We start from the raw sequence: 14,083 nt of genomic DNA on the forward strand, positions 1-14,083 counted from the left end.
CTTTTTTATTTTGGAAAAGACAGATTAAACTACTTTAAAGCTAAATCTATTTTGAAGGATGTAACTGTATGCAACGGCGATAAACACAGTGAGTATTTTTGATGGCGTAGGATAAAAACCTAGCAAATCAACAAATAACTTCATACAGATATAACTAAGCACCAGCGCTCCCATGGCAACTAAGAAATACCTAAAAAACTGAATTTTCCAAGGTAAATTAGACTTCTCGAAAGTGATGAATTTCTGAAGTAAAAACCCAGTCACGAATGTTATAGGAAACACAAAAAATAAAGATGCAATATGCGGACTCAGCACAACAAAAAACAAATCGACATTTTGTTTTGCTACTATGAAATTGTAAAAAATAAAATATAGCACTGTATCAAACACCAAATTCCCTCCTCCACAAACCGCATATCGATATGTTTTTAAAGGAAGAAAACGCCGAAACAAAAAGTAAAAGGCGTCGATAAATTTGATAATGCTTTCTTTCATTGCAATTAGGGCGCAAAGTTAAGATAAGAAAGCGGAAGTAACGAATTAGATTATAACGAAAAAGGAAGCTAAAGTTAGCTTCCTTTTTCAGCTTATTTTAACGTCTTTTACTCGACCTGGTGCTCTTTCCTTTTGAAGAACCCTTACCTCTACTAGCATTTCGTCCGCGACTATGATGAGCCGCTTTTTGTCTTTTCTTTTCCGCTTGGGCTTTTTTAACATCGGCCATAGTCTCGGTAGGTTCAAAATCTGGAAGCGTTTTTGCTTGTAAGCGCTCTCCTATCAATTTTTCAATATCTTTTAAATACCCAACCTCATCAAGACTAACCAATGATAGCGCTTCTCCACTTGCCCCTGCTCTCCCTGTTCTTCCAATACGGTGAACATAATCTTCAGAAACATTTGGTAATTCATAGTTGATTACATGTGGAAGCAATGGAATATCTAGGCCACGAGCTGCAATATCGGTAGCAACCAACACCCGAACCCTTCCTTCCTTAAATCCTGCAAGGGCTCTAGTTCTAGCTCCCTGGCTTTTATTTCCGTGAATAGCAGCTGAAGTAATTTTTGCTTTTGCAAGTTTTTCACTTAAACGATTAGCACCGTGCTTAGTTCTTGTAAAAACTAAAACCTGTTGCCAATTTCCTTCCGAAATAAGTTTTATAATTAAATCAGTCTTAAGATTTTTATCAACTCTGTAAACTGTTTGATCTATTTTCTCTACGGTAGTATTCTCTGGAGTTGCTTCCACCAAAACAGGCTGATGAAGAAATTCATTTGCCAATTTTTTTATTTCCTTTGAAAAAGTTGCAGAGAATAAAAGATTCTGCCTTTTAGAAGGAAGTAGTGCAAGGATTTTTTTGATATCACGAGCAAAGCCCATGTCTAACATTCTATCCGCTTCGTCCAAACCTAAGATTTCAACCTTAGAAAGTGAAACCGCACGTTGACTATGAAGATCTAATAGTCGTCCCGGTGTTGCCACCAAAACATCTACACCATTACGAAGTGCATTAATTTGTGGATTAGCTCCTACTCCACCAAAAATAACAGTTGATCGTAGGGCTGTAAATTCGCTGTAATCCTTAAATTCTTGCTGTACCTGAGCAGCTAACTCACGAGTTGGAGTAAGTATAAGCGCACGAACTGGTCGTTTGTGCAAAATTGGTTGATTTTGTAAAATTTGTAATAATGGCAATGCAAAACCAGCAGTTTTACCGCTACCTGTTTGTGCTGAAGCCAATACATCTTTTCGTTCCAAAATTAAAGGAATTGCTTTTTGTTGAATAGCCGAAGGCGTTTCATATCCTTTTTTGCTGATTGCTTTTAGCAGGGCATCGGATAGCCCCAGTGATTTAAATGTCATAAATTTATTTAAATTGTAAGACCGCTGCGCTTGGAGATAATATATCGCGGCGCTTTTAGAATGTGGTCTTTTTAAGAACCATTAAAACTAAGAAGACGGTTTTAATATGTGGCGAAGATACGTCTTATTTTCTCTGCGGGAGTTTTTCAAAGCTGTTATCTCGCTTCTTAGGGTCTTATTGTGATACTATTTACAATTAGGCCTTATAAATCCTAACCTCATAAAAGTTCAAGACGAGAACTAATTATGGTAAATATTGAATGCGCTCCATGACTTGTTCTACCATTAAATCGCATTTCTTATTTCCAAATTCGTAAATAGAAGAATCGAGTGTTGATTTATAAAGCTCATCTCTCAACATATTCTTAGCCCGATGCAATCGTACCTTTACATTACTTTCAGACAATTTTAAACAGTCGGCAATTTCAGCATTAGACAATCCTTCCATCTGATGAAGAACAAAAACAATTCTATATTTTTCTGACAGTAAATCGACAGCTTGTTCAACTAAAACACGTGTTTCGGTTTTTATGGCTTGTTTTTCTGGATTCATTGTATTAGTATCTGGCAAGTAAATTATATTTTCAAGACTTTCTGTTGAACCATAATTGGTAGATTGGCGTTTTTGTTTTCGAATAAACTGTAATGCCTCATTTATTCCTATTCGAGTTAACCAAGTTGAAAAGGAAGATTCACTTCTAAATTGATTCAATTTAAGATAAGCTTTTACGTAAGCTTCTTGCATTATATCGCGAGTGTCAGCTTCGGAATTAACATAACTTCTTATTACTCTAAAAAAACGTTGATTGTAACGTCTCAATAGAATTTCATATAATTCCTTTTCACCTGCTAACACCCGATTTACAATCTGAGTATCGGAAAGTTTAGTTAATGCGAATCTGTCTGTTTGAGTTGAGTTCATTGTTTCCTTTTCTTTTTAGATGCCGCAATTAATATAAAGTTACAAAATATGTAACCGCTAATGGTTTATTGCATCAAAACAATAGAACATAAATTTTAAAACCATGGCAACAATAACAAACAACATTGAAATCAATAAGCTACAAACCTTACTAAAATATACCTTTACGATAGTTCCAATTGTAGCCGGATTGGATAAATTTTCTAATATTCTAGTACAGTGGGATACCTATCTTGCGCCTTCTACTTTAGATATAATCCCATTTAGCGGGGCAACATTTATGATGATTGTAGGTGTAATTGAGATATTTGCAGGAATTCTCGTATTTACTAAAACTCAGCTAGGAGCATATATCGTTTCTTTATGGCTTATACTTATAGGGTTAAGCTTACTGCTAACCTGGCATCATCCTGATGTGGCGGTTCGAGATATAGTAATGGCTATTTCTGCATTTATTTTGGCTAGATTGAGCACTTTTAAAAGCTAAAAAATAAATTCTCTAATTCAGAAGAAAACCCTTCTCTTTGTATTATTAAATATAGGAAGGGTTTTTTGTATTTATTTAAAAAATCTATTCGTATACTTTTCATTTTCAAATATAGGTAACGTTATGAAGATGCTATGGCCGATTACAATCGTTGCTATGAGGGTGTAATAAAATAGGGCTGCTGCGCTATACCATGCCCCCCAATTGCAAATATTGGCCACATGTACATTTTGCAAGGAAAATATTCCGAGGCGTTGCCCTATAATTTAAGAGCGATAGAAATAATGATGCGAATAGACAGCACCATAAACCTTTGGGAAAACCATATGCATCTTTCAAACATTTATGGTGAATTGGGTGATTATAAAAACGCGCTTGAAAATCACGAGCTTTACGAACAAAACCGTACGGAGGATTAAAACACCATACTTGCTCGCAAGGATAACAAACTTCAGGTAAAATATGAAACTGTGCAGAAAGACATCGAAATTCTGAGCCAGCAGGAAAAAATTACACAACAACGAATAACACAATGGCTTTACATTGGCATTGCTGGGTTACTGCCTATAATTCTCTTCGGAATGGATTTTACACCAAAGACTATATAGAACAAAAATCTATATTAAGCAATTGCCAACCGGTTCTTGGCTTGGTGTAAAAGTATTGGCTATTTCATAATTTATGATCGAGATTGAGTTGGAAGTATATAAACATCAATAAAACTGAACATAATCTAAACCCAAAACAAGATACTCAAAACCCTAAATAACTGTTTTACTGATTATTAGCCTTGTAAAAAATTGAAAATTGGGAAACATCTTATATCTTTATAAGAATTCATTTTTACTCAAAAGCCAAGCTTATGAAATTCATAAACTTCGCAATAGTTCGGTTTTCAATTTTTCTTACAATAGGGGTTCTTTCTGCACACTTCTACCCTGTTACAACATTTTTATTGCCTTATCTTTTGACTTTATTAGTTGTTTTTGTGCTATTCTGGTTGTGGGCACGTAAACGAATTTTTCAATCTGTAGAATTAGGAATTGTAACATATCTATGTTTTTTTTTCATCGGATATGTGAGTTATCAGATGCGGTTGCCAATGTTCCAATCCAATCACTATACACATATTACAACTTCGGATATTCCTGAAATGCTTCAGTTAAAAATTATTGAAACTCTAAAAGACAATGATTTCAACCATAAGTATTTAGCCGAAATTTGCGAAGTAAATGGAAAGAATTCAAAAGGAAAGGTTTTAGTAAATGTTTCAAAAGACTCTACAGAAAACAGTTTTTTAGTTGATGACCTTATATTAGTTTATTCAACTATTTCTGATATCCCTAAACCTTTAAATCCGCATCAATTTGACTATTCAAAATATATGAAGGTACTTGGGGTTTATGGGCAATTGCATTTATCTAGGAAGGAAATTATAAAACGTCAAATTGGAGCCCAAACATTAAGAGGTTTCGCTCAAAATCGTCGTGCTAGAGTTATAAAAAAACTTCAGAAAACAAATTTAGAAACAGATGAACGAGCAATCATTCAGGCACTTGTTTTAGGAGAAAAAAAAGATATAGATAAAAACCTATACGAAAAATATGCAGCGGCTGGAGCAGTACACATACTTGCTGTTTCGGGCTTACATGTAAGTATCATCTATTTTATACTAAGCTCTTTATTAAGACCTCTTTCAAGATTTAAGTACGGTTCATTAGTACAAGCAATATCTATAGTTTTATCCCTTTGGGGTTTTGCTTTATTTTCAGGGTTGTCCGCATCTGTTACAAGAGCTGTAACAATGTTCAGCTTCTTTGCTTTAGCTCAAGTATTAAACCGCGACACACACGCTGTAAACACTTTGTTCCTTTCTTATTTAACTTTAATAGTCATTAATCCGTTTTTACTATTTCAAGTTGGATTTCAATTAAGTTATTTAGCCGTTTTCTTTATAATTTGGTTACTTCCTACATTTAAAAATATTGGTTATTCAAAATATAAAGGTGTTCGTAAGGTTTGGACATTAATTTCAGTAACTATTTGTGCCCAAATCGGCGTATTGCCCTTAAGCTTATTCTACTTTAATCAGTTTCCTTGTTTATTTCTTATTACCAACATAGTTATCCTTCCTTTTTTATCAATAATAATGTGTGGTGGCATCTTGATAGTGATTTTAGCAAGTAATGATATCTTACCAAATTGGTTAGCAGAGACCTACAATTACCTAATTGAAAAATTGAATTGGTTTATTAACTGGATTGCTACTCAAGAGCATTTTTTACTTGGCGATATACACTTTTCCAAATTAAAAACCATAAGTGCTTATTTAACAATTATAACTTTTGCCCTATATCTAAAAAAATTGAACTACTCTAGGTTAATTGCTTTGTTAGTGACTATTGCCTTATTAATTTCAGTATATATTTATGATGAAAACAGATATTCGAGAAGTCAATTAGTAGTATTCCAAAAAAACAGGCAAACGCTTCTAGCGTATCAAAATGGTAAAGACCTTAGTATTTTTAAAAGTGACTCAACTGCAAGCTTATCTAATGATTATCCAATAAAAGCATTTAAAACCCAACAGAATATTACATCATATTCTGAAAAGACACTTCCTTCTATTTTTAAATATAAAGACAAAAAAATATTGATAATCGATAGCTTAGGTGTTTATCCAAAGCACGAAAACATTCATACTATTATTTTATCCAATAGCCCGAAAATAAACCTCAATAGGCTTATCGACAGTATTAATCCAAGACAAATTATTGCCGATGGAAGCAATTACCACAGTTATGTTAATAGATGGGAGGAAACTTGTAAATTAAAAAAGCTCCCATTTAGCCATACAGCTAAAGAAGGAGCTTTCCTATTAGAATAACTCGAATATGAAACTTAAGGGTTATTCTAAAATGTATATTTAAAATTCTTTTGATATTCTTCCCAAGCCGAAGCAGTTGTAATTTTTAAATAATCATCACTTTGAATCATTTTAAGAAATATCTCCAATTGTTTTGGTGTTCTGTATCCTGGCACCGCTTGAATTAACTCACCATCTTCCTTAAAGAAAACTACTGTTGGATAAGCATTAACTTTAAGTGCGTGAGCAAATAAATGCTGTGAGTTTCTACCTTTTCTATTTGGGTTATAGTTAGGGTTAGTATATGTAAAATCTTTATACTTTATCTCTTCTGTACCTTCGGCATTAAATTTTACTGCATAATAGTTTTTGTTAATATACTCTATTACACTTTTATCGCTAAATGTATTTTTGTCCAGCATTTTACAAGGACCACACCAAGTGGTATAAACATCCATAAAAATCTTTTTCGGATTTTCTTGTTGGGCGGCTAAAGCTTCATTCATTGTCATCCAATTTATCTTTTGAGCATTAACACTACCTAGGGTAAACAGGAAAACAATTATTAAAATATTTCTCATCAAAATTTTTTTAGTAATTCAAAAGTAAAGAAACAAAAAACGTTCCACAAAATGGAACGTTTTTTTATAAATTAACAGATATGAATTAACGAATTCCGTGCATTAATTTTTTCAATACGGGGTTTAAGAGCATTGCTATAAATCCAACAATAATTGGAACAACTGCAAAAATCAAGAAGAAGGTCCCTAAAGAATACTCCTCAGAAATTTTGTCAATCATACCTCCCATAGTGTTTGCAGCTTTTTGCCCTACAGCAATTGCTAAGTACCAAACTCCGAACATAAAACCTATCATACGTGCAGGCACTAATTTACTCAGGTATGAAAGTCCTAATGGGGAAAGACATAGTTCTCCCATAGTGTGGAACAGATATGCTAAAATTAAGAAAATCATACTTACAGAAGCTGTTCTCGCTCCAGGAGGAATATCGGATGCTCCGTACGATAGAATAGCAAACCCAAGACCTAGTAAAACTAATCCAATTCCATACTTCATTGCAGCACTCGGATTGTATTTACTTTCCCACCATTTTGAGAATACAGGTGCCAAAGTAATGATGAAAAATGAGTTTAAAATTCCGAACCAAGTAGCATCTACTTTTAATTCTTCTGAAAAAGCTTTATCGTAAATACGGTATAATACCAATGCCCAAACTAGGATAAAAGCTATTGCTAAAACTATATTAGAGGCACCAATTTTGGTAAACGTCTTTTTAAATATTAATACAATCACATAGGTTATAATAATTAAAGGAATTGTAGTTAATAGCCCATCGACTATTTTAAAAATTATAGCTGCATTTCCTTCTAAGTTTCTATCGGTATAATCGCTCGCAAACAAGGTCATCGATCCTAATGATTGCTCAAAGAAAGCAAAGAAAAACACTGTGAAAAGCGCGAAAATTGTAACTGCAATTAATCTATCTCTAACTATAGGTAGGTAACGTGCGATACGTGTAATTAATAAAACTAAGAACATTGCCAGTGCTGCTAAAACAACCACATTTGTACCACTCATACCTCCTACTTCGAATGGAACTAAGGAACTAGAATATATCGTATCTAATGGATCATTAAACAGATACAATAAACCACCAATAGATGATAGCACTATTAAAACATAATCGAAAGTAGTAAAGGGGTTAAGTTTTATAGCTGCTTCTACTTCCTCTTCAACTTCTTCTTTATCTGCATCTTCATCTACATTTAAAACTATATCTTTTTTCTTTGAAGGTCTAGCTCCAACTTTTCCGAAGATTTTATGAGCTAATATAAATTGAAGCATTCCAAGAAACATAAATATTCCTGCTAAACCAAAACCGTAAGCCCATCCGTAATTTTCAGCTAGGTAACCACATAACATCATCCCGAAAAATGCACCTGCGTTTACTCCCATATAGAAAATAGTGTAAGCACCATCTTTTTTGGATTCACGGGTTTTATACATTTCAGAAATAATAGAAGTAATATTCGGCTTAAAGAAACCAGTTCCAATTACTAATAGTGCCAAGCCTAAATAAAATGAAGCTGTTGTTTCTAATGCCATTGCGGCGTGACCAAGTGTCATTACAATACACCCAATTACAACAGCGATTCTATACCCTGTAAATTTATCGGCTATCCAACCACCAATAATTGGCGTTAGATATAACAGGGAAGCATAGGTACCTATTAAAGACAAGGCGTGTTCACGAGGCCAATCCCAACCAGGGTTATCACTCATTAAAGGAGCTGTTAAAAACAATATCAATAGAATACGCATTCCATAAAAGGAAAAACGCTCCCACATCTCAGTAAAGAATAAAATAAACAATCCAACTGGATGCCCTAAAACAGTGTCTTTAAATAAATTTTCAATATCCGTTTTCATTTGTATGTAGTTTGGTTTAAATAACTCGCTAAAAATTAATTACTTGATTTGATATCTTCATTTGCAAGTTCGTACTGTTCTTGTTCCAATATTTCGCGTTCATTATCTTCTGCTCCGTGGGTTAATCGCTTTAACGGTTTTAAAAGTGCTATAACCAGAACTCCTATTAGTACAGTAAATATTGTTATTCCAGCAAAGACTGAATATTCTCCAAATTCCGATGCTTTTTCACCAACAATTCCAGCAACTTTATTTCCTAAACCAGTGGCAGCAAAATAAACACCCATCATTAATGAAGCGTATTTTACAGGTGCTAACTTAGTAATGAACGACAATGCAACAGGAGAAGAGCATAACTCACCAATAGTATGAAACAAGTATGCTAAAACTAACCAGTACATTGCAGAGCTACCTTCAATATTGTATTGTCTAGCAGCAAAAATCATAAATACGAAACCTAGTCCCATTATCATAGTCCCGATTGCCATTTTAAAAATAGAAGAGGCCTCTTTTCCTTTTAGTTTTCGTTTTGCCCAATATCCAGCCACTACTGTAGCAAATAAAATTATGAAACCTGCATTTAAGCTTTGAAACCAAGTTGCTGGTATCTCCATACCAAATAGCATTCTATCAGTTTTTGTCTTGGTGTATATACTCATTAAACCACCAGCTTGTTCAAAAGCGCCCCAAAACACTATTACTAATAAAAAAGATAGAAGTAACACTAAAAACCTATCCTTTAATATTTTAGTATCAAGTGTTTTATAAATCATCATTAATACACCTGCAACTAGTGCTATAAATATATATAATGCAGTATAACCCCAGTTATCAATTCCTTCATAAGTAAATCCTGCATAAATTGCATAAAAAACTATTAAAATAACAATACCCAATTGTAAAGGAGAGCTTCTTAACTTTCCTAATAAACTTGCATAAGATATATCTCCCTCTTTTTCTGCCTGAGTTGGTTTATTACCTACGTGTTCCAAATATCTTTGACCATATAAATAAACCAATAAGCCCAAGACCATTGCAATTCCAGCTAATCCAAATCCATAATGCCAATTAATTTCCTCACCAACATAACCAACAATAAATGTAGCCAATAATGAACCTAAATTTATACCGATATAAAAAATACTAAATCCCTTATCCCTTCTAATATCTCCTTGCTTGTACAGACCCCCAACCATAGTTGAAATATTTGGCTTTAACAAGCCTACACCAAGTACTATTAAACTAAGCCCTGTAAAAAAGGCCCAATAAGCATCAAAAGCAAGAACACCATGACCAAGACATAAAATTATTGCGCCATACAAAACGGCTCTCTTCTGTCCTAAATATCTATCGGCAATAATCCCTCCAGGTATGGACATTACATAAACCAACATTGTGTACCACCCATAAAGCATAATAGATTCTGAATCTAACCAACCTAAGCCAGGGTTATCACCAGTTGTTTTTTGTACTAAATACAACGTTAATAATGCACGCATCCCATAATAAGAAAAACGTTCCCACATTTCGGTAAAAAACAAGATGTAAAGTCCTACTGGGTGACCAAATAGTTCTTTCTGCTTTTGGTATTGAAGTGCGTCTGACATAGTAATAGTTTATATTTAAAAAATTATTTCTTACTTTCTGTTTTATGTTCAGGTTTACTTAATTCAATTCATCGATATTCGAAAAGAGTTAGTTTATACCATGCATCATTTTCTTTAATTTCGGGTTGAATAGCAATAATAATACTGCTGCCGCAATTGGGATAGCAGCAATTATTAAAAAGAAAGTAGACATAGAATATGTTTCTGAAATTTTATCGATATAAGAGCCTGTCATACCAGCAATAAAGTTGGCAATTGCAGAAGCTGTAAACCACAGACCAAATAATAAACCTGCTAGTCGTTTAGGCGATAATTTAGAAACATACGACAAGCCTACTGGACTTAAACAAAGCTCACCTGTTGTGTGGAAGAAATAAGCTAAGATTAGCCAAATCATACTAACTGATGCTGTTTCAGCTCCTTGAGGAATACTGTTAGCACCCACAGATAACACCACGAAACCAACTCCTACTAATGCTAACCCCATTGCGAACTTAACTGGACCTGAAGGATTCCATATTTTTTCCCACAGCTTACTGAAAGATGAAGCTAATGTGATAATAAAAAAGGAGTTTAAGATTTGAAACCAAGATACCGTAACTTCAGTATGCTCTAAACTGAATTCTCTATAAACTTTCCAAACCCCTAAAATCCATATAATAATGAATGATATTGCTGTAAAAGTAATAGTTAAAGGGTACGCTTTGAAGATCTTCTTACCTAAGCCATATAGTACCCAAGACACAATCATGATTGGGAAAATTGTTAAGATGGCATCCACCCATTTAAAGATGGTTCCTGTACTTCCCTCTAATACTCTTTGTGTATAGTCTTTAGCAAAAACGGTCATAGACCCTCCGGCTTGCTCAAATGCAAAGAAGAAGAACATACTTGCAACCATTAATACACCCACAACTATTAATCTATCTCTTACAATATGTGGAGCTGTTTCTTCTTCCTCATCTGCTCCACCAGCCATTGCATCTAATTCAGCTTGAGTATGTGTTCCTGGTTCTTCACCTATTATTCCGAATATTTTACGTCCAAAATAAAATTGCAGCATACCGAATAGCATAAATACACCCGCTAGACCAAATCCATAATGCCAACCTACTTTTTCACCTATATATCCGCATAATAGCATTCCTAAAAATGCTCCTGCATTAATACCCATATAAAAAATGGTATATCCCGCATCTTTTTTAGTACTTGAATCTGGATATAAGTTTCCAACCATTGAAGAGATATTCGGCTTAAACATACCATTACCTACTATCATAAGCACTAGACCTATATAGAAGAATGTTGGGTCTATCATTTCGAAGGCCATAGAAAGGTGACCTAAGGTCATAATTAATGCACCTAATAAAATAGCTTTTCTAAATCCAGTAAATTTATCGGCAATTATACCACCAATAAGTGGTGTTAAGTAAACTAAACCTGTGTACCAAGCATAAAGCTGCATAGCATCAGCATTCGTCCATTCCCAACCTCCTTTGGCTATTTCTGTAATTAAGAATACCGTCAATAACGCACGCATTCCGTAATAGCTAAAGCGTTCCCACATCTCTGTGAAAAACAAGATGAACAATCCTGCTGGATGGCCCATCACCATTTTATTATCAACACCTTTTTTAGCTAAATGCGCTATTAACTGAGGGTCATTTTCTTGGCTCATAAGATAAAACTGTTAAGTTTTTTAAAGATTATTTTTAATATATTCAGTCATTAAAGTATACAGGTGCAAACGAGTGTTTCCTCCATATATACCGTGGTTTTTATCTGGGTAAATACGCCAGTCAAATTGTTTATTGGCTTGCACCAGTTCTTCAATTAAGCGCATTGCATTTTGTACGTGCACATTATCATCTGCACTTCCGTGAATTAATAAATATTTTCCTTGTAGTCCGTCTACGTGAGAAAGCGGTGAGTTATCATCGTAACCAGATGCATTCTCCTGTGGAGTTTGCATATAACGCTCTGTATAGATAGAATCGTAGAATCTCCAGCTTGTAACCGGGGCAACAGCAATAGCCATTTCAAATGTTTCTGGTGCTTGAAACAATGCGTTAGACGACATAAATCCACCATAGCTCCATCCCCAAATTCCAGTTCTAGAAGAATCGATGTATGGTAAACTACCTAGCTTTTTTGCTGCATCGATCTGATCTTCAACTTCATACTTACCCAATTCTTTTTGAGTCATTTTTTTGAAATCACGTCCTTTGAATCCCGTTCCACGCCCATCAACACAAACAACAATAATATCTAATTGATTTGCTAGCATTTCGTGCCAAAAGTCATTAGTGCCCATCCAACTGTTTGAAACACTTTGCGAACCTGGTCCAGAATACTGAAACATAAACAATGGATATTGCTTAGACTCGTCGAAGTCTAAAGGTTTTATCATATACATATTTAAGTCTTCACCATTCACATTGATAGTAGAATACTCTTTTGGCGAAATATTATAAGAAGCTAATCGATTCTTTAAACCGTCATTGTTTTTAATTTCACGTAATAGCTTACCAGTTTTGGCCTCGTGAAGCGTATAAACAAAAGGAGTCTTAGAATCTGAAAATGTATTAATAAAGTAAGTAAAATCTGAGCTAAAGGAAGCATGGTTTGTTCCAGTCCTTTGCGTTAATCGAACTTTATTTTTTCCCGAAGGCAAAATAGAATATACATCGCGATTAATACTTCCGTTTTCAGTACTTTGAAAATATAAACGACCCGTATTTTGATCGAAACCGTAATATTTAGTTACCTCCCAAGGACCACTAGTAACTTGATGAAGAAGCTTTCCATCTTTATCATATTGATAAATATGGTTCCATCCATCTTTTTCGCTTGTCCAGAAAAAACTATTGTTATTTAAAAATGTAAGGTTGTCGGTTACATCAACATATGCGTCGTCCTTTTCAGCTAAAATAAGTTTTGACGTATAATTTGAGGCATTTACAAAAACCAAATCAATAACATTTTGATGACGATTGCTTAGCTGAACACTTAAAATATTATTGTCTTTCGTCCACAACAATCGTGGAATGTAGTAACTATTATAGTTTGAAAGATCTACTTCAGAAGTTTTTTGACTTTTAAGGTCGTACAGTTGTAAGGAAACTTTAGAGTTTTTCTCACCTGCCTTTGGATACTTAAAAGTATCGGCAGAAGGATAAAGTTCCTTTCCGTATACATCCATGTTGAATTGTGGCACTTCTGTTTCATCAAACTTTATATAAGCCAATTTATCACCATTCACACTCCATTCAAAAGCACGAACAAATGCAAACTCTTCTTCATAAACCCAATCAGTAATACCGTTAATGATACTATTCTTTTTACCATCAGTTGTAATTTGGGTTGTTTCATTAGATTTCAAATCTTTTATAAAAAGATTATTTTCAAATCCGTAAGCTATTTTATTTCCATCATTACTGAAAGTCGGCTCCTGTATTTTATTAGCAGAAACAAGCGAAAATTCTTTAGTTTTTACATCGTAAACATAATAAGTTCCCAATGTTGAACGACGATAAACCTGCTGTAGCTTTGTTGAAAAAAGAATTTTAGATTCGTCTTTACTCAATTCATAAGAAAGCACCACATCGATTCCTTTTAAATCTTTAGTATTTAAAAGTGTACTTACTTGTTTACCACTTTTATAATCGTAAACATCGATAGATGATTCTCTAGATTGTCGGTTATAATTAAGCACAGCATATTCCTTACCGTTCTTCAGGGAACGTAGAACATCAAGGCCTTGAGTTCGAAATGCACCACCCCAAATTTCTTCAAGAGTTATGTCTTTTTGTTGGGCAGTAATAGCAGAAAATGCTGTGAAAAACAGCATTATAAATGAAAGGGAAATTAATTTCTTCAAAGTGTTAAA

General features: G+C 34.0%; 12 protein-coding genes. 4 read left to right on the forward strand and 8 right to left on the reverse strand.

The features are described from left to right. Window positions 1–24: 24 nt before the first annotated feature. From K8344_RS08665 to K8344_RS08675, 3 genes are all read right to left on the reverse strand, one after another. Window positions 25–495 carry a GtrA family protein gene (locus tag K8344_RS08665; RefSeq protein ID WP_237608335.1) on the reverse strand — a complete coding sequence of 157 codons (471 nt, stop codon included), beginning with the start codon at window positions 493–495 and terminating at the stop codon, window positions 25–27. A 97-nt stretch (window positions 496–592) separates the two neighbouring features. Continuing rightward, window positions 593–1,861, reverse strand: coding sequence for a DEAD/DEAH box helicase (locus K8344_RS08670; RefSeq protein ID WP_237608336.1), 1,269 nt, complete (start codon window positions 1,859–1,861; stop codon window positions 593–595). A gap of 244 nt (window positions 1,862–2,105) precedes the next feature. Beyond that, a complete protein-coding gene (locus tag K8344_RS08675; protein WP_237608337.1) occupies window positions 2,106–2,783 on the reverse strand; it encodes an RNA polymerase sigma factor in 678 nt (225 codons plus the stop codon). Between the two features lie 103 nt (window positions 2,784–2,886). Between K8344_RS08675 and K8344_RS08680 the strand changes: the two genes are divergently transcribed. The 4 genes from K8344_RS08680 (at window position 2,887) to K8344_RS08695 (ending at window position 6,157) form a co-directional block, all read left to right on the forward strand. Further along, window positions 2,887–3,270, forward strand: coding sequence for a hypothetical protein (locus tag K8344_RS08680; protein WP_237608338.1), 384 nt, complete (start codon window positions 2,887–2,889; stop codon window positions 3,268–3,270). A 212-nt stretch (window positions 3,271–3,482) separates the two neighbouring features. Beyond that, window positions 3,483–3,689, forward strand: coding sequence for a tetratricopeptide repeat protein (locus tag K8344_RS08685; protein ID WP_338144598.1), 207 nt, complete (start codon window positions 3,483–3,485; stop codon window positions 3,687–3,689). A 51-nt stretch (window positions 3,690–3,740) separates the two neighbouring features. After that, a complete protein-coding gene (locus K8344_RS08690; RefSeq protein WP_237608340.1) occupies window positions 3,741–3,878 on the forward strand; it encodes a hypothetical protein in 138 nt (45 codons plus the stop codon). A gap of 254 nt (window positions 3,879–4,132) precedes the next feature. Further along, window positions 4,133–6,157 (forward strand): ComEC/Rec2 family competence protein, encoded by a 2,025-nt coding sequence (locus tag K8344_RS08695; protein ID WP_237608341.1) that lies wholly within the window; start codon window positions 4,133–4,135, stop codon window positions 6,155–6,157. Window positions 6,158–6,183: 26 nt separating this feature from the next. Here K8344_RS08695 and K8344_RS08700 read toward each other — a convergent pair whose 3' ends face one another. The 5 genes from K8344_RS08700 to K8344_RS08720 all read right to left on the reverse strand — a co-directional run bounded on the left by K8344_RS08700 (window position 6,184) and on the right by K8344_RS08720 (window position 14,044). Next, entirely contained in the window at window positions 6,184–6,717 is a 534-nt protein-coding gene (locus tag K8344_RS08700; protein ID WP_237608342.1) for a thioredoxin family protein, read from the reverse strand. An 85-nt stretch (window positions 6,718–6,802) separates the two neighbouring features. Beyond that, window positions 6,803–8,587 (reverse strand): peptide MFS transporter, encoded by a 1,785-nt coding sequence (locus K8344_RS08705; RefSeq protein ID WP_237608343.1) that lies wholly within the window; start codon window positions 8,585–8,587, stop codon window positions 6,803–6,805. A 35-nt stretch (window positions 8,588–8,622) separates the two neighbouring features. Continuing rightward, a complete protein-coding gene (locus K8344_RS08710) occupies window positions 8,623–10,194 on the reverse strand; it encodes a peptide MFS transporter (RefSeq protein ID WP_237608344.1) in 1,572 nt (523 codons plus the stop codon). A gap of 88 nt (window positions 10,195–10,282) precedes the next feature. Further along, window positions 10,283–11,872, reverse strand: coding sequence for a peptide MFS transporter (locus tag K8344_RS08715; RefSeq protein ID WP_237608345.1), 1,590 nt, complete (start codon window positions 11,870–11,872; stop codon window positions 10,283–10,285). Window positions 11,873–11,893: 21 nt separating this feature from the next. Continuing rightward, window positions 11,894–14,044 (reverse strand): S9 family peptidase, encoded by a 2,151-nt coding sequence (locus tag K8344_RS08720; protein ID WP_237608374.1) that lies wholly within the window; start codon window positions 14,042–14,044, stop codon window positions 11,894–11,896. Between the last annotated feature and the right edge of the window lie 39 nt (window positions 14,045–14,083).

This window comes from Aequorivita xiaoshiensis, from assembly GCF_022008395.1.
Taxonomy (GTDB): domain Bacteria; phylum Bacteroidota; class Bacteroidia; order Flavobacteriales; family Flavobacteriaceae; genus Aequorivita; species Aequorivita xiaoshiensis.